Source organism: Lutimonas saemankumensis (assembly GCF_020171465.1).
Lineage (GTDB): Bacteria > Bacteroidota > Bacteroidia > Flavobacteriales > Flavobacteriaceae > Lutimonas > Lutimonas saemankumensis.
Genome location: NZ_JAIUZR010000003.1, coordinates 430247 through 445929, shown reverse-complemented (window position 1 = coordinate 445929; position 15683 = coordinate 430247). Strand labels below are relative to the sequence as shown.

The 15683-nt window shown below is 35.2% G+C and carries 20 protein-coding genes; 7 read left to right on the top strand and 13 right to left on the bottom strand.

Annotation, left to right across the window (positions count from 1 at the left end; genetic code table 11):
• The first annotated feature begins 92 nt into the window (after nt 1–92).
• The 3 genes from LCM02_RS03465 to LCM02_RS03455 are packed head-to-tail and all read left to right on the top strand — an operon-like array spanning nt 93 to nt 2186.
• Entirely contained in the window at nt 93–821 is a 729-nt protein-coding gene (locus tag LCM02_RS03465; RefSeq protein WP_224926931.1) for a hypothetical protein, read from the top strand.
• Nucleotides 769–1644, top strand: coding sequence for a DUF3822 family protein (locus LCM02_RS03460; protein ID WP_224926930.1), 876 nt, complete (start codon nt 769–771; stop codon nt 1642–1644). The genes LCM02_RS03465 and LCM02_RS03460 overlap by 53 nt, the downstream gene beginning before the upstream one ends.
• On the top strand, nt 1644–2186 hold the full coding sequence (locus tag LCM02_RS03455) for an RsmD family RNA methyltransferase (RefSeq protein WP_224926929.1): 543 nt from the start codon (nt 1644–1646) through the stop codon (nt 2184–2186). The genes LCM02_RS03460 and LCM02_RS03455 overlap by 1 nt, the downstream gene beginning before the upstream one ends.
• 12 nt (nt 2187–2198) lie before the next feature.
• Here LCM02_RS03455 and LCM02_RS03450 read toward each other — a convergent pair whose 3' ends face one another.
• Genes LCM02_RS03450 through LCM02_RS03430 form a run of 5 tightly spaced genes read right to left on the bottom strand, consistent with a single transcriptional unit; the run spans nt 2199 to nt 5370 of the window.
• Nucleotides 2199–2954 carry a LytR/AlgR family response regulator transcription factor gene (locus LCM02_RS03450; RefSeq protein ID WP_224927774.1) on the bottom strand — a complete coding sequence of 252 codons (756 nt, stop codon included), beginning with the start codon at nt 2952–2954 and terminating at the stop codon, nt 2199–2201.
• Nucleotides 2955–2971: 17 nt separating this feature from the next.
• Entirely contained in the window at nt 2972–3292 is a 321-nt protein-coding gene (locus LCM02_RS03445; protein ID WP_224926928.1) for a 2TM domain-containing protein, read from the bottom strand.
• 2 nt (nt 3293–3294) lie between these two features.
• Entirely contained in the window at nt 3295–3576 is a 282-nt protein-coding gene (locus LCM02_RS03440) for a 2TM domain-containing protein (protein ID WP_224926927.1), read from the bottom strand.
• Nucleotides 3577–3586: 10 nt separating this feature from the next.
• A complete protein-coding gene (locus LCM02_RS03435) occupies nt 3587–4903 on the bottom strand; it encodes a 2TM domain-containing protein (protein ID WP_224926926.1) in 1317 nt (438 codons plus the stop codon).
• Between the two features lie 14 nt (nt 4904–4917).
• Nucleotides 4918–5370: a DUF2141 domain-containing protein gene (locus tag LCM02_RS03430; RefSeq protein WP_224926925.1), complete on the bottom strand. Its 453-nt coding sequence runs from the start codon at nt 5368–5370 to the stop codon at nt 4918–4920.
• 193 nt (nt 5371–5563) lie between these two features.
• Between LCM02_RS03430 and LCM02_RS03425 the strand changes: the two genes are divergently transcribed.
• Together LCM02_RS03425 and LCM02_RS03420 are read left to right on the top strand one after the other, a co-directional pair.
• Complete coding sequence (locus LCM02_RS03425) at nt 5564–6058, top strand: RNA polymerase sigma factor (RefSeq protein WP_224926924.1); 495 nt, start codon at nt 5564–5566, stop codon at nt 6056–6058.
• Nucleotides 6059–6060: 2 nt separating this feature from the next.
• Complete coding sequence (locus LCM02_RS03420; protein ID WP_224926923.1) at nt 6061–6681, top strand: hypothetical protein; 621 nt, start codon at nt 6061–6063, stop codon at nt 6679–6681.
• On the opposite strand, the gene LCM02_RS03415 is transcribed toward LCM02_RS03420, so the two are convergent.
• The 8 genes from LCM02_RS03415 to nusB form a co-directional block, all read right to left on the bottom strand.
• Nucleotides 6676–7296, bottom strand: coding sequence for an L-threonylcarbamoyladenylate synthase (locus LCM02_RS03415; protein ID WP_224926922.1), 621 nt, complete (start codon nt 7294–7296; stop codon nt 6676–6678). The genes LCM02_RS03420 and LCM02_RS03415 overlap by 6 nt on opposite strands.
• A gap of 88 nt (nt 7297–7384) precedes the next feature.
• Nucleotides 7385–8080, bottom strand: a complete 696-nt coding sequence (locus tag LCM02_RS03410; protein ID WP_224926921.1) for a response regulator transcription factor — start codon at nt 8078–8080, stop codon at nt 7385–7387.
• A gap of 12 nt (nt 8081–8092) precedes the next feature.
• Nucleotides 8093–9655 (bottom strand): sensor histidine kinase, encoded by a 1563-nt coding sequence (locus LCM02_RS03405; RefSeq protein WP_224926920.1) that lies wholly within the window; start codon nt 9653–9655, stop codon nt 8093–8095.
• A 102-nt stretch (nt 9656–9757) separates the two neighbouring features.
• Nucleotides 9758–10372 (bottom strand): dephospho-CoA kinase, encoded by a 615-nt coding sequence (gene coaE / locus LCM02_RS03400; protein ID WP_224926919.1) that lies wholly within the window; start codon nt 10370–10372, stop codon nt 9758–9760.
• 3 nt (nt 10373–10375) lie between these two features.
• The gene (locus LCM02_RS03395) at nt 10376–11341 is read right to left on the bottom strand and encodes a CdaR family protein (protein WP_224926918.1); all 966 of its coding nucleotides are present in this window, start codon (nt 11339–11341) and stop codon (nt 10376–10378) included.
• 94 nt (nt 11342–11435) lie between these two features.
• A complete protein-coding gene (gene yajC / locus LCM02_RS03390; protein ID WP_224926917.1) occupies nt 11436–11762 on the bottom strand; it encodes a preprotein translocase subunit YajC in 327 nt (108 codons plus the stop codon).
• 5 nt (nt 11763–11767) lie between these two features.
• Nucleotides 11768–12238, bottom strand: coding sequence for a DUF1573 domain-containing protein (locus LCM02_RS03385; protein WP_224926916.1), 471 nt, complete (start codon nt 12236–12238; stop codon nt 11768–11770).
• Nucleotides 12239–12273: 35 nt separating this feature from the next.
• Entirely contained in the window at nt 12274–13212 is a 939-nt protein-coding gene (gene nusB, locus LCM02_RS03380; protein ID WP_224926915.1) for a transcription antitermination factor NusB, read from the bottom strand.
• Nucleotides 13213–13399: 187 nt separating this feature from the next.
• Here nusB and LCM02_RS03375 point away from each other — a divergent pair, with 187 nt between their 5' ends.
• Both LCM02_RS03375 and LCM02_RS03370 read left to right on the top strand, forming a co-directional pair.
• A complete protein-coding gene (locus tag LCM02_RS03375; protein ID WP_224926914.1) occupies nt 13400–15160 on the top strand; it encodes an ABC transporter ATP-binding protein in 1761 nt (586 codons plus the stop codon).
• 106 nt (nt 15161–15266) lie between these two features.
• Entirely contained in the window at nt 15267–15650 is a 384-nt protein-coding gene (locus tag LCM02_RS03370) for a PUR family DNA/RNA-binding protein (protein WP_224926913.1), read from the top strand.
• The last annotated feature ends 33 nt before the right edge of the window (nt 15651–15683 follow it).

Sequence of the window (15683 nt, the reverse complement as noted above, 5' to 3'; positions counted from 1 at the left end):
CAAAAAATTAGCAGAATATCTAAAAATATTACTTTCCTGATTGAAAAATTTTTGTAGATTTGCCATAATCGTAATTTAAAATAAACAACAAAATGATGTCAATTTTAATAATTATAGTATCTATTCTTGTCGTTGGAGGATTAGCATACTTAATTGTAAATAAGTTACCAGCCAAGTTGAAGCCCTTAGTTTCAGTTGCTTTGTGGGTGGTTATCGTCTATTTTGGTTATCAGATTTACCAAAGTATTATGACGCCTATCAATTTCAACAAAGAAAAAAAGAAACGTTACGCCCTTGTCATTGAAAATCTTAAAACGATTAGAGATGCTGAACTGGCTTATGCTTCAGTGAATAGAAAATTCACAGATAAGTATCAGGACCTGGTCAATTTTATTGAAAATGACTCATTTGCGATTACTGAAGTGAAAAATATTGTTGTTACCGAACAGCGAGGTAGAATTACTATCGATGTGGAAAAGAGAGTTGTGGATACTGTAGGGTTTGAGATGGTGAGAAATTCCTTCGAGGGTAGAAATTATAAAGAAATGATGAATGTTCCTGGTACAGACGCTAAATTCGAACTGAAAACAGGATCAGTTGAGAAGGTTCAGGGCGTGAAAGCCTCTGTGTTTGAAGCTAAAGTGGATAAAGCAGTCGTATTGGATGGAATGGACAAAGACCTTATCCGTCAGGAAAAAGAAGCTTTAGGTGGTATCAATGTTCCTGGTGAATACATTGCTGTAGGCTCACTGGAAGATGTAAATTCAAATGGTAACTGGCCGCCTTTCTACGATGGAGTTAAAGAAGAAACAGAAGACTAATACCTCATTAGATTTTAACAATCTTCATGAAAAACATTTATCCATCCAAATTAGTTTGGATGGATTTTCATTTTGTATAATACATAGAATTGAAAAACAGATTGAAAAACTGAAGTATATTCCCTTTCAGGATGCAGTATCGACCCCTGAAAAATTACTTCAAAAAGTAGAATCGATCTTTAAGACAGAAAGACATCTTCAAAAAAGGTATGGTTCTGTTAATGTTACCCACGTCAATCAATTGTCAGAACTGGTACCCAGATCCCTGTTTGACAAAGAACGGATCAGGGATTATCTCAAATTTTCTTCCAAGACGTTTACCAACGATTACATAGTATATGACGAACTGGATAACCATGACATGATCAATGTTTATATCCCTTTTGTTAACGTTAATAATTTTCTTTTGGAGCGCTTTGGAAGTTTTGAATATAAACATTTTACCACTATTCTTGTCAACAATATACTAAATACTTACAGGTATAGCGAACACCCGCATATGTTTGCTCATATTCGAGAGGATCAATTTGAATTGGTAGTTGTTGCCGGTAATAAACTTTTGTTCCAGAATAGTTTTAAATTCAAGAATAAGGAAGATTTTATTTACTACGTTTTGTTTACGGCTGAGCAGTTGAAGTTAAATCCTGAAGAGTTTGAGTTTATTTTGGTAGGAAATATTAATACCAATAGTGATTTGTACAAAATTGCTTATAACTACATCAGAAAAGTCAGCCTTATCGAAAACAGGTCTGAATTTCGATTTCCTTCACAAATAGATGACGCGTCTAAAAGAAGGCATTTTACTTTGCTAAATCAGTATTAATGAGAATTGTTTCAGGAAGGCTTAAAGGAAGAAGAATTATCGCCCCGAAGCATTTGCCGGTCCGACCAACGACTGACATGGCCAAAGAAGCATTATTCAATATTCTGAATAATAAATATTTTATAGAAGATTTAAAGGTTCTTGACCTTTTTGCCGGTATCGGGAGTATTAGTTTCGAATTCGCCTCAAGAGGTTGTGATGACATTACTGCTGTTGACGGACATCATGCCTGTGTCAGGTTTTTAGAAAGTACCAACCATGAACTTGACACTAATCTAACAACCATAAAAAGTGATGCCTTCAAATTTCTTGAACGAAACAACCAGAAATTTGATCTGATTTTTGCTGATCCGCCATATGACCTGGAACAAAACAAGTTTCAAAAACTTGTAGATCTTGTTTTTGACAGGGATCTTTTGAATGAGAATGGGTCCTTAATTATTGAACACAGCAAAAACACAGATCTGTCAAAAGATAAAAGACTTACACAACAAAGAAAGTATGGCAGCAATATATTCAGCTTTTTTGAAAAACAGGAATAGTTAAAATTCAAATCACTCGAGCCAGTTTTTAAAATCTTTCACCCTTTCCCTGCTCACGACGATTTCCTGTTCATTAAAATGGTTTAGTTTTATCTGAAGCCGGCTGTTTGTGTATGAGATGATATCTGAGATAGCTTCCATATGAATCAGGAACTTTCTGTTTACGCGATAAAACTTCGAGGGGTCCAATTTATCATCAATTTGTTCAAGACTAAAATCCATCAAATAATTTTTGCCTTGATTCGTATGGCAGTAAGTAGCTTTTTGATCACTGTAGAAACATTCAATATCACTTGTATCCACAACCCTTAAATGCTGCCCTACCTTGATGGTAAACCTGCTTTTATACTCTCTTTCCAAAGGGTTCACAAGGAGTTTTTTAATTTGATTTATATCAACCATTAAATCGTGTTTTTCAGGTTGATTGCTTTTAAATTTTTCGATGGCAACTTCCAGCTCCTCATCATCAATAGGCTTTAATAAATAATCGATACTATTCAGCTTAAAGGCTTTTAGGGCATACTCGTCATAGGCGGTTGTAAAGATTATGGCACTGTTCACCTCGACCTCTTCAAATATTTCAAATGATAACCCATCCGATAGCTGAATATCGAGTAAGATAAGGTCAGGGTGCTCATTTGTTTTAAACCATTCCACCGATTCCCTGACCGAATGCAACATGGCCTGTGCTTGGATATTAAGTCCCGACAGCATTCTTCCCAGCCTTCTTGCGGATGGTTTTTCATCTTCAATTATAATTACCTTTATCATAGAATTAATTGTTTTTAGTCAAATTTGTCCTTGTCCATATATTCCTTAATCTTTCGTTCTTCCCAGTTTTTGGAAAAAAATATGTTCATTCCAAATACGTGTAACCAATGCCCTACGATACCGATGCCCCAAAAGAACCAAACCGAAAGGTTTCCAAAATTGAAATTAGTAAATTCAAATGTTCCTTCAGTAAATAAAGCCCTTATCGTACCGCCAAATGTCAAAAATATATTCACGGCAAGGTACCAGAACAAATGCCAGTAAAAACCCTTTATCTCTTTGACCCTTTTTTCAGCCCTTCTGTATCTTTCCTCCTCTGTAAAATTATTTTCCATGATTATTTAAATTTATCATTCTCCATTAATTCCTTAATCTTCCTTCTTTCCCAATCATTACCCAGCACAAAAGTTACCAGGGCATGAATGGCTACTCCAATCCCCCATCCAATCATAGGGAACCAAAACCATTTATAATCCCAATAGGTCATATAGTTCACCAGAATCAAAAAAGGTATTATTAACACGTATGCCGCCAAATTAGAGTAAAAACCTTTTAATTCATCTAATCTTGCCGAGGCTCTTAAGTACTCCTCGTTCAGTTTGTTTTTATCTTCTTCCATTTTATACGATTTAATATTTTCTGTTTTTTTCCATGATTTCTCTTATTTTTCTTTCTTCCCAGTCTCCTCTCAAACCAAACACATTTAGCGCCTGTAAAATCAATCCCAGTCCCCAGCCAAGCATCGGAAACCAAAACCATTTGAATTGCCAATAAGTTTGATAATTAATGAAGATTAAAAAGGGAATCACAATAAAGTATGCCGTAAGGCTCCCATAGAAACCCTTTAAGTCCTCCACTTTCTTTTTCGCACGCAGGTACTTTGCACTTTCGTCTAAATATTCGGTTCTCATTACTTTTATTTTCTGATTTAGCAGGGGTAATTTTACCCTGAATTTTTTGTTATTATTCTCTATACTTACTTTATTTGAAGAAACAAGTTCATAGCGTTGCTTGATATTGTTCAATCCTACCTTGGTACTTTTCTCAAGTGATGCCTTTGGATTTAAAGTATTCTCAACGATTAGAAAACCCCTGTCCTCATAAATTTTTATTTTTAATGGCTGCTCGGTTGTGATTACATTGTGCTTCACGGCATTTTCGAGCAATAACTGTAACGACAGAGGAATAATTTTAAGCTCCGAATCACTGGGGGCCTGAAGAATTTCAAAATCAACGGCATCTTCAAATCGCATTCTCAAAAGTTCCATATAGGATTTTGCAAACTTAAGTTCGTCTGAAAGCGAAGTGAGGTCCTTATCCTTTTGCTCCAGAACATATCGGTAAACCTTGGAAAGTTTAGTCGTAAACTTTTCTGCCTGTTCCGGATTCTCGCCTATCAGGGATGTAAGTACATTTAAACTGTTGAATAAAAAATGAGGATCCAGCTGATTCTTCAAGGATTCAAATCTGGCAGTTTGGTTTTTTGCCACAATTTGAGATTCCTTGACTTTCTTTTTCTGATACTTATTATAAAAATAAATGACATGAAAAAAGATGACAACCGTTAAAGTGGACCAAATACCAAACTTAAAATTTCCAAATTGTTCGTCTGCAATATACTCTGCAAAACTCAGATCCTGGAAGATCAGCGCAATTGACATACGCACAATAAAAAGCCCTACTATGGTAATAAGTAAAGAACCTAGTAATCCCGCCAGAATCCTTAGCAATGTTGTTCCTTCTGCCCATTTACGAGACTCCAGATAATTAAAGAAAAAAATATTAGCCCCTCCCAATACAAACGCATAAAGCTGGAAAATCAGAAATTGCTGTACTGCATCATTGAGCCCTTCATATTGGAACTGGTTGAAATACCAGCTGCCGATTATAAAAATGATGGTACCAATTGAGAAAAGGATGATTATATTTTTGCTTGTTTTATTCATGGTCTCTGATCAGATTAAAATACTATCTCAAATGTAAGGTCTTTATTTTTTACTTCAAATTTTGCATCGCTAAACCTCGGAGGCCCAAAACTCATGACATTATTCGTCATGCCATAATCTTCTTCAGGCATGCCTCCACTTGAAAAATCCATACGACCATTATCATTGGCATCATGGTAGCAGGTAACTGCATAGGTTCCGGATGGCACATCGTTGAAGCTGATCTTTACTCCATCTTTACTTGCCTTTACTCTGGTTTTCTTATAGATGTTTCGGTTTAAAAAATCTTCCTCAGAAGCATACATGGCAAAATAAATATACCCTTTATCAGAAGGAACCCTGTTAATTGTTAACTCCACACAGTATAATTTTGAACCTTCAATCACCTCCATTGGGCCACTTTTCTCCTGGGCCTGGCTGAATAAACTGATTAGATAAATGACTGCTGTAATAAAAATTCGTATCATTATTTAAAATTTAGTATTATTGATTAATTATGGTACAAATGTGCGATCCAGGGGGAGAAAAATAAATTTTAACTGACCCAACTGTCATTTTTTTGGGATGAACTGTAGTTTTTATCATCTAAATTATTTTTGAATCTCAAAAAGTTCGTAACATTTTTAAAGAAAAACCTACTAATACGTAAATCAGCTTTTGGTGACCAAGGAACTTGAACAGAAATTTGCTAAAGAATTAGAATTGCATCAGAGCATCATTCATAAAGTATGCAGGTCGTATACAAATAATGAAGCGGCGCACAAAGATCTCTTTCAGGAAATTACAATTCAGTTATGGAAAGCCTATCCCAAATTCAGAGGTGAATCTAAGTTCAGCACTTGGATGTACAGGGTTGCTTTTAATACGGCAATATCACTTTATCGAAAATCCAAAAGAAGTGTTGAGACAACCCAGATATATGACAATTTGAAAGAATTGGAATATCAGGGGTATGATAATGAAAAAGATAAACAGCTTGACCTGCTCTACAAGGCTATTTACAGTCTTAACGACATCGAAAAAGCGTTGGCCCTCATGTATTTGGAAGATAAAAGCTACAGAGAAATTGCTACGACTCTGGGGATTAGCGAGGTAAATGCAAGAGTGAAAATGAATAGAACCAAGACCAAACTTAAGAACATTTTAAATCCGTAAGTATGGAGAATTTAGATAGCCTAAAAGACATATGGAAAAATCAGGAGGAATCAAAAATCAGATTTTCAGAATCTGACATCAATAAAATGGTTCAAAAAAAATCATCTTCTATAGTAAAATGGATTTTGATCATTAGTTTACTTGAGTTCATCTTGCCCAATTTAGTCTATCTATTCACTGATTTTGAAAGTACCAGAGCCTTTTATCAGCAATACGGCCTGAGTAATGTTATGATGTTTTATTCCATTATTCACGTTGTCATCATTTTAGGGTTTATCTATGTTTTTTATAAGAATTACAGGAACATCTCGGCAGAAAGTACGGTTAAAGTACTGTTAGGAAATATTTTAAAAACACGAAGAACCGTAAAAAACTATATTTACTATAATCTTACCATAATGGCAATCATAGGGCTGAACATGTTCTATGCAGTCTATAGTTCAGAAGATTTTATTAACGGACTCAATGAAGGTGCCAATATGACCACCATGTGGATCGTATCGATCATCCTACTTCTGCTTGCACTATCAATTTTTTGGTTATTTTACAGAATTATATATGGAATCTTCCTCAAAAAATTGAAAAGTAATTATAAGGCTTTATCCAGTAAAAATAATTTATAGAATATCTAACGACCCTTTTCCTTCTCTAACAACATTGATCTCATCTCCAGTGAGATCGATAATGGTCGAGGCAATATTACCGCCATAGCCCCCGTCGATAACTAAATCTACCCTGTCCTTCCATTTTTCATGGATTAGTTCGGGATCTGTTGTGTATTCAATTACGTCATCCTCATCGTAAATCGAAGTAGAAACAATCGGATTGCCCAGTTCTTTAACTATGGTTCTAATGATATTGTTATCAGGAACTCGAATTCCGACAGTCTTTTTCTTTTTGAAGGCCTTTGGAAGGTTGTTATTTCCCTTTAAAATAAAAGTGTAAGGTCCCGGTAGGGCCCGTTTAAGAATTTTATAGGAGGGTGTATCAATCTGACGTACATATTCCGATAAATTGCTTAGATCATAGCAAATAAAAGAAAAATTGGCTTTTTCCAGTTTGGTCTGTTTCATATTCGCCACACGTTCCAGAGCCCTTGTTTTGGTAATATCGCAACCTAAGCCATATACCGTATCTGTTGGATAAATGATAAGCCCACCCTTTCTTAATACTTCAACGGCCTGATCAACAATTCTCTGATCAGGATTTTTTTCATATAATTTCAAAAGTTTAGACATAGGACCGGTTTACCCGTGTAAAAATACAACAATAAAAAAGGCCGTATCAAAAAGATTCGGCCTAATTCATTTTTCAAATGAAATCTTTCTAATTCACCACCAATCGAAATCCTTCACCATGGATGTTAATGATTTCGACATTCTCATCCAGTTTCAGATATTTTCTCAACTTGGCAATGTAAACATCCATACTTCTTGAGGTAAAGTAGTTATCATCTCTCCAAATTTTTGTCAACGCCAGATCTCTTGGCAACAAGTCATTTTTGTACATGGCCAACAATTTGAGCAATTTGTTCTCCTTTGGTGAAAGTTTACGCGGCTCTTCTCCATCAAAACTTAATTGTCGAAGTTTTGAATTCAAATGAAATTTTCCAATTTCAAATTCAAACTGGTTATCATCGTTAGCAGCATCGGATTCCTTTCGTTGAAGGATCGCTTTTATCTTATGTAAGAGGATCTCTGAATCAAAAGGTTTGTTCAGATAATCATCTGCCCCAACCTGATATCCTTTTAATACATCTTCTTTCATGGATTTGGCAGTTAAAAAAATGATAGGGATATCAGCATTCACTGACCGGATGTCCTTAGCAAGAGAAAATCCATCTTTTTTCGGCATCATAACATCCAGAATACAAATATCAAAATCATCATTTTTAAAGGCAATCAAGCCATCTAAACCATCTTTGGCATGATGAACATCATAATCATTTAGTGCCAAATAATCTTTTAAAACGGTTCCAAAATTCGGATCATCCTCAACGAGCAATATTTTTTTATTTGCCATTTTTAAAATATTTTAAATTATTGGTAGTTTCATTGTAAACGTACTTCCCTTTCCTTTTTCACTTTCAACATAAACCTGCCCATGGTGTTTTTCAACAATACTCTTTACATAGGACAATCCAAGCCCATGTCCTTTGACATTATGGACATTACCGGTCTGCTCTCTGTAAAATTTATTAAACACTTTTCTTTGAACATTTTTTGACATGCCAATTCCTTTATCAGTAATTTTCAAAACAATCGAATTTCCGGCATTAACAGTTTCCATTTTAATGATTGGTGAACCTTCCGAATATTTGATCGCATTGTCTAGCATATTGGTCACCACATTTGTCATATGGAATCTACTTGCCGAAATCTCACTTTGCTTCGCCTCCATCGAAAGAGTAATTTCACCCTCGCGGTCCTTAATAATCAAACTTACATGAGACACTGCATCCTCAATTATGTCGTGTAAATCCACCACGTCCTTACTAAGATCCAACTGATTCTTCTCCAGTTTTGAAATTCTTAGTACATTTTCTACCTGAGCATGCATCCTTTTATTTTCCTCTCTAATCATCTGAGAATACCTGATCACCTTTTCCTTGTCTCCAATAATTTTAGGATTCCTTATCGAGTCTATGGCCAGGTTAATCGTTGCTATTGGCGTTTTGAACTCATGAGTCATGTTATTGATAAAATCAGTCTTTATTTCTGAAATCTGTTTCTGCTTTATCAATTGATACAAAGCGCTTGCAAAAGACAGAATGATAATAAAAATAAACAGGGCCGAGAGAATCAAAATCCATGAAATCGTCGATAAAATGTATTCCTTCTTTTCAGGAAAACTTACAAACAGAGTATAATCCTCTATATCATCAGTAACAAATAAAGGTACATTATATGTATAACCTCTTTTTTCAACAAACCTATCCGATTTTACTTTCGTGATCAGGTCCTCATTAAACACCCCAAATTCAAACTTGGTCTGAATATTTCTGGCTCTCAATTCATTGTCAAGGTTCATTCGAATCTCATTTGCACTCACCCGATCATGAATGGGTGTTCTCGCCACAATATTCTTAAAAATACCTTCTAATTCGAGCTTATCGTATTTATCAAGCCTTTCCACCTTGATCATCCTGTCTTTTGGTGATAACTCAGAAAAATCCTTTGAATTGAATTCTATTTTTTCAACCTGAGTTTCTTCTCTGCTCAGAAACGTTTTAAAATTGACAGTATCCGTTTCAAAAGGAGATATTTGAGACTTGTAATTATTTTCAAGAATACTCTGCCTGTATGTAAAAATTTCATTTCTGCTTGTATCAATCTGTTGAAACACAAAATCCCTGACATTACTTTGTTTGGATTTCTGCATACTGTCGATCATAGGTGCATACCGGGAAATATTGTCTTTGAATTCTCTTTTCTGAATATTTTCCGAAACCCTCGCCAAAGCAAACTTCACACTTGTTGAAAACTGCTCTTCCCTCATTTCAATAGAAGACCGGATCCAGAATATCTGAACCGTAATGATTCCAAGCAATGAAATCACCATCAATACCACTAAAAGTACAAAAATTCGTTTACTCATTGAAACAAATGTATGTTTTCTTTAGCTTATAAATAATCTTTTAACAATTGTTAACGAAAATTACAATTAATTTAACAAAAAATTAAAACGATATAGATTTTTTTAAGGATTAAGGATAAGGAGCCTTTGGTGAATTCGAAAAACCTGCGATCGGGTGTCCGAAATATCTGTGTTATTTATGACGAAATCAGATTTGGATCTTCTTACCTCATCTGAAGTCTGGTTCTTCATTCGATTGATCACATCGCTTCTTGTATGGCCGTCCCTGGACATCACTCGTTTTATCCTTATTTCCTTATCAGCAACAACCGAGATAACGGCATCAAATTGATTTTCATTCTGACTTTCAAAAATTAAGGGGTTCTCCTGTATAACGTAAGGTCCGTTTTGCTTCTCAATCCATTCTTTAAAATCTCTTCTTACGGCAGGATGAACGATGGCATTTAACTTATCAAGTTCTTTTCTATTCTTAAAAACCTTTGTCGCAAGGTAGGCTCTGTTCAATTTCTGATCAGTATAGGATTCATTTCCAAACGTATTTTTGATGGCCTGCCTCAACTCAGTAGAATTGACCATGAGCCATTTTGCCCTGTCATCAGCATAATATACCGGAATGTCAAGATCCTCAAACATTTTGGCCACGGTACTCTTTCCGCTTCCTATTCCTCCTGTTAAGCCAACTTTTTTCAAGTTTTTTTCTTTTGGGCCTCCGGCCATTAGTTATTTCTTTATAAGAAATTCAATTTTGTTGGGAACGATTTTTACACTGGTCACGATCTCTGGTTTTTCAATCAGTTCCGGTATGAGATAATCCAAATTGTTATCCATGGTCTGCTTGTAATCAACCTGCACACTGAAGGCATTTTCCGGAATCTTGTTGTAGTCTTTCAACGCCACCTGATAAATTACCTTAACCTCCTTTGGATAGGTGCTTATGATAACATTTCTGGGCAGATTGATGATTTTAAATGGTAAATTATAGGAACCATCAGTAATCTTATCTACTTCTCCCCTTACAACTACAAAATCCTTTTCAAGAACGGTAACCTGATTTGGAGCCTCTAGTTGAACCTGATACTCAAATGACTCAGAAATATCCTTAAATTCCGTAGGGGATGTCAGTACTTCATTGATGGTATCAATAACCTTTCCAGGTCCCGAGATAGTAATTTCCTCAGGATCAACCTTATAACTTCCTACAAAATTAAATCCGGTCTTAAAGCCAAAGTCCACTCTTGAAACGATTGGAACCTTTTTCGATTTCTTTACTCCCAGGTCGAAAAACAACGTGTCAGGTTCAATATTCAAAACAATCGTTTCTGCGGAAAGCTGTGCCTGAAGAAAGTTGGTGTTTTTGCTGGTTTCACTAAAATACATGGAACCTGATTTCCGTTCTACCTCAGTCAAACTATAATCAAGAACCCTTTTTTTAAAACTATAATTCAGCAATTTGAATCCAACCGTTTTTAAAGTAAGTTTTACTTTCTTTTCAGGCTCATTCTGAATAAGTTTATTTTTGGGAATATCAGAATAAGAGAGCTGAAATTCAACTTCAGAAATATATTCCTTGGAAAGTTTTATAAGGGACCAGAAGAGTGTTGCCAGCAAAAGAAAAATCAAAAAAACTTTTAATTTTTTTTGATTTTGACGTACTTCCGTATTATTCGGACCATTTGATTCCAGCATCAGGGCTCTGTTTTACTTGTCTAAATGTAAAAAAAAAGAGGTTATCAGAAAAACATATTTCACAATAACCTCTTAACAATTCTATGTGAGAAATTTATTTTTTCTTCACCTCTTTTGGAGCATATTTTTTGCTTAACTCCATTGAAATGGCAGATCGTTCAAATTTAATCTTTCCGGCTCCCGTTTCGATTACGCAAGTGTTGTCACTGTCGATCAAATCCACGATCTTACCGTGAATTCCACTCGTAGTAACTACCTTAGCCCCTTTCTTAATGGAAGACTGAAATTTTTTCTCGTTTTTTTGTCTTTTCATCTGTGGCCTGATCATAAAAAGATACAGCACCAAAAACATAAGTGGAATTAAAATATAATTCCCTATCCCGCCGCCTCCGGCTTGTAAAAAAATAGTTTGATATATCATTTCAATTAGCTATTCTGTTGAACTTTGGACTTAGGAGTAACCTGAGCCTTTATTTTTAAAATTTCTTTTCCCTGATCCGTATTTGTAACCAGAGTTATATTCTTCTGTTGCAAGTTTGGCTTTCTGTCTGAGTTAAACTTAACCTTAATCGACCCTTTCTCTCCAGGCATGATAGGTTCCTTTGGCCATTCAGGAACAGTACAGCCGCAACTTCCTTTTGCTGAAGTGATAATTAACTCTGATTTCCCTGAATTTGTAAAAGAAAACACGGTTTCCACAACATCTCCTTCATTGATCACTCCAAAATCGTGTTCTGTTTTGTCAAATTTCAATTTAGGTCCGCCAATTTTGATTTCTTTGTCTCTCTCTTTAGCCAACTCAAGATTCTCACTCTTAATCTTCTTTGCAGCATTCTCATTACATGACACAAACACTAAAGTCAAACTCAAAACGGATAAAGCAATAATTTTTTTCATTCTGTTAAAATTTGTTTTTGTAAAAGTATAATTTTTTATAATAATCCCCTTCCAATTTTCTTCAATCTACCTGATTTATTGTATTCTTTCAAAAGTTTATCCAGGACCCCATTAATAAAATAACTGCTTTTTCTTGTGGAATAATCCTTGGCAATCTCGATGTACTCATTGATGGTCACTTTTGTAGGTATAGAAGGGAAATAAAGAAACTCTGTCAAGGCCATCTTAATAAGTATCATATCCATATCCGCAATCCTTTCCGTGTCCCAGTTTGGTGTTTTAGCATCGATCTCTCCTGTAAATTCCTGTTGATGCAGAATAGTCTTTCTGAAAAGATCCACCAGAAACTCCTCATCATCTTCCTTAACTTTAAGCTGGCTTAAAGTAAAGTAGTCATCCTTATCCATCTGCTTGATCACTTTCATCACATTTGTGTTGACAAGCGGATAATCGTCCACCCAGCTCAGGTTGAGGCTTTCATAAAAATCGAAAAGCTTTTCATTGGGAGCAACTATGGATTTAAAGAAATCCAGTATAAAAGCCCTGTCATTGTAGTATGTATCCTCCGTATCATTGAGATAGTCTTTGTATAGTTCACTTTCAATGAGTTCATCCAAAAGTATCCTCACATATTCTCGATTATCTTTCCAATCAGTCAATTTAGATCCCTCCACATAAGCCTTGATTTCAGGACTATCCACTATGGACCGAATCAAACGATTATTAATAAACTTTAAATTTGGATTAATATCTTCATGTGTGGCAAGATACTTTTTCTTTTTGATCTCTATATGTTCCAGAGCCAGGTTCCTGACCTCTACCATAAGAAGCAATTGAAGCACATAAAGTTCGGTAGTTTTTTTAATATTGAAAAGGAGAAATTTCTCTTCCTTGGTTAGATCGTCGCTTTTCGATTGAAGTATGGCATAAACTGACTGCATTACCTTAATACGAATATGTCTTCTATTCACCATGATAAAAAAGATCGTAATTCAAATAAATTATTTGAGCAATTAATTGCTGGCAAAAATACCATTTTTTTTTCTAACCATATTTGATAAATCTAAAGAAAAGGTTAAAATTTGCTTTGTATGAAAACTGCAAAATAAAGGCGTTTATTATTTATGTATCTTCGCCTACGCGTAATGCCGGATTATATTCATGAAAGCACTCAGATATTTAAATAAATTCTTCTATAAATACAGAGCAAGGCTTATTCTTGGGATCCTGATCACAATAGTAGCTAAAGTATTTGCTCTTCAGATTCCACAGTTGATCAAAGAATCCTTAAATGTTGTGGAGGACTACACAAGTAACAGAATTACTGATCTTGAGATTGTCAAATCACAACTGATACTTAATATACTTTATATCATAGGAGCAGCATTGCTCTCGGGATTCTTTACGTTCTTAATGAGACAGACGCTTATCGTGATGTCAAGACTGATCGAATTTGATCTTAAAAATGAGATATTCCATCAATACGAAATGCTTTCCCTTAATTTTTACAAACGAAACAGGACGGGCGACCTGATGAACCGAATCAGTGAAGATGTTGGTAAAGTGAGAATGTATTTTGGTCCTGCTATCATGTATACCATGAATATGCTGGTACTGTTTATCATTGCTATCACAAAAATGTGGAACATTGATCAGACTTTGACCATGTACACCCTGATGCCATTACCTGTCCTATCCGTGTCGATCTATATTCTGAGCAGGATTATAAATAAAAGAAGTAATATCGTACAGCAGTACCTTTCCAAACTGACCACCAACGCACAGGAAACATTTTCGGGTATCAACGTAGTAAAAGCCTATAGTATTGAGGGATTCACTTCGAATACCTTCTCTGTGCTTGCCAACACAAGCAAGGATAAAAATATCTCACTTTATAAAGCTCAGGCATTGTTTTTCCCTTTAATGATACTCCTGATAGGGATCAGCAATATTCTTGTCATATATATAGGTGGGATGCAATACATCAATGGTGAAATACAAAACATTGGTATCATCGCTGAATTTATCATTTACGTTAATATGCTTACCTGGCCGGTGGCCGTTGTTGGCTGGGTAACTTCAATTATTCAGCAGGCCGAGGTTTCTCAAAAAAGGATCAACGAATTTTTAAAACAGAAGCCAAGTATTAAAAACCTTGTTGAAGAACCTTCTGTAATCAAGGGAAATATTGAGTTCAAGAATGTGTCCTTTGAATATGAAGACACCAATATTACAGCCTTGAAAAATATAAGTTTCAAAGTTGATCAGGGTAAAACCATTGCCATAATGGGACGAACCGGGTCGGGAAAATCAACAATTGCGGCATTGGTTGCCAGACTCTATGACTCAAGTTCCGGAGAAATCCTTGTTGACGGAACCCCAGTCAGGGATCTGAACCTGGAATCCCTTAGGGGTAGTATTGGTTTTGTTCCTCAGGATGCCTTTTTGTTTTCAGACACCATTGCAGACAACATTAGAATTGGTAATGAAAATGCCTCAACTGATCAAATCGAGAAAGCTGCTAAATCAGCTTATATCTACGATAACATAATGAATTTTAGCCAGAAATTTGAAACTCTGGTTGGAGAGCGTGGCGTAACGCTTTCCGGCGGACAAAAACAGAGGGTTTCTATAGCAAGGGCTTTGATTTCTGATCCGGAGATTTTGATCTTTGATGATTGCCTCTCTGCAGTTGATACGGAAACTGAAGAGATAATTCTTCAGAATCTGGATGAAGCAACAAAAGGCAAAACTACTTTTATTATCAGTCACAGAGCCTCTTCCGTTAAAAATGCGGATCAGATTATTGTACTGGAAGAAGGCAGGATCGTTCAATCCGGAACTCATGATGAATTACTGGTACAAGAAGGTTATTATCAAGACATTTATAATCAACAACTTGAAGAAAAGTTAACAGATTAGTGAGTTTTCTGCTGATAAATGGACTAAAATAATTGTTGCATACGTTATATATTTTTATAGATTTGTCTCAACAATTGTATGAATTTTAATTTAATAGAAAGTTAATATGGACGATAAAGGGTTTATGGAACAGGAAGAGATTTTCTCTCAGGTGTTAAGAGCAGGTAGAAGAACCTATTTTTTTGATGTGAGAGAAACAAAAGCAGGGGATTACTATCTGACGATCACTGAGAGTAAGAAATTTACACATGAAGACGGATCATTCCATTACAAAAAGCATAAAATTTATTTGTATAAAGAAGACTTTAGTGAATTCTCCGAAATTCTAAATAAAGCAACTTCATTTATCGTTGAAGAAAAAGGTAAAGAAGTGATTAGTGAACGTCACCAGAAGGATTACCATAAACTAAACGGTGAAGATATTAACGGGACAGAAGTTAAGAATTCTTCAACAGATAGTTTTACCGACTTAAACTTTGAAGATATTTAATAAAAAAAAAGCCATCAGTTGACTGATGGCTTT

What these genes read in the sequence shown, in the direction of transcription:
- LCM02_RS03465 (WP_224926931.1), top strand. Translation starts at nt 93, where the DNA reads ATGATGTCAATTTTAATAATTATAGTATCTATTCTTGTCGTTGGAGGA.
- LCM02_RS03460 (WP_224926930.1), top strand. Translation starts at nt 769, where the DNA reads ATGGTAACTGGCCGCCTTTCTACGATGGAGTTAAAGAAGAAACAGAAG.
- LCM02_RS03455 (WP_224926929.1), top strand. Translation starts at nt 1,644, where the DNA reads ATGAGAATTGTTTCAGGAAGGCTTAAAGGAAGAAGAATTATCGCCCCG.
- LCM02_RS03445 (WP_224926928.1), bottom strand. Translation starts at nt 3,292, where the DNA reads ATGGAAAATAATTTTACAGAGGAGGAAAGATACAGAAGGGCTGAAAAA.
- LCM02_RS03440 (WP_224926927.1), bottom strand. Translation starts at nt 3,576, where the DNA reads ATGGAAGAAGATAAAAACAAACTGAACGAGGAGTACTTAAGAGCCTCG.
- LCM02_RS03435 (WP_224926926.1), bottom strand. Translation starts at nt 4,903, where the DNA reads ATGAATAAAACAAGCAAAAATATAATCATCCTTTTCTCAATTGGTACC.
- LCM02_RS03430 (WP_224926925.1), bottom strand. Translation starts at nt 5,370, where the DNA reads ATGATACGAATTTTTATTACAGCAGTCATTTATCTAATCAGTTTATTC.
- LCM02_RS03420 (WP_224926923.1), top strand. Translation starts at nt 6,061, where the DNA reads ATGGAGAATTTAGATAGCCTAAAAGACATATGGAAAAATCAGGAGGAA.
- LCM02_RS03415 (WP_224926922.1), bottom strand. Translation starts at nt 7,296, where the DNA reads ATGTCTAAACTTTTGAAATTATATGAAAAAAATCCTGATCAGAGAATT.
- LCM02_RS03410 (WP_224926921.1), bottom strand. Translation starts at nt 8,080, where the DNA reads ATGGCAAATAAAAAAATATTGCTCGTTGAGGATGATCCGAATTTTGGA.
- LCM02_RS03405 (WP_224926920.1), bottom strand. Translation starts at nt 9,655, where the DNA reads ATGAGTAAACGAATTTTTGTACTTTTAGTGGTATTGATGGTGATTTCA.
- coaE (WP_224926919.1), bottom strand. Translation starts at nt 10,372, where the DNA reads ATGGCCGGAGGCCCAAAAGAAAAAAACTTGAAAAAAGTTGGCTTAACA.
- LCM02_RS03395 (WP_224926918.1), bottom strand. Translation starts at nt 11,341, where the DNA reads ATGCTGGAATCAAATGGTCCGAATAATACGGAAGTACGTCAAAATCAA.
- yajC (WP_224926917.1), bottom strand. Translation starts at nt 11,762, where the DNA reads ATGATATATCAAACTATTTTTTTACAAGCCGGAGGCGGCGGGATAGGG.
- LCM02_RS03385 (WP_224926916.1), bottom strand. Translation starts at nt 12,238, where the DNA reads ATGAAAAAAATTATTGCTTTATCCGTTTTGAGTTTGACTTTAGTGTTT.
- nusB (WP_224926915.1), bottom strand. Translation starts at nt 13,212, where the DNA reads ATGGTGAATAGAAGACATATTCGTATTAAGGTAATGCAGTCAGTTTAT.
- LCM02_RS03375 (WP_224926914.1), top strand. Translation starts at nt 13,400, where the DNA reads ATGAAAGCACTCAGATATTTAAATAAATTCTTCTATAAATACAGAGCA.
- LCM02_RS03370 (WP_224926913.1), top strand. Translation starts at nt 15,267, where the DNA reads ATGGACGATAAAGGGTTTATGGAACAGGAAGAGATTTTCTCTCAGGTG.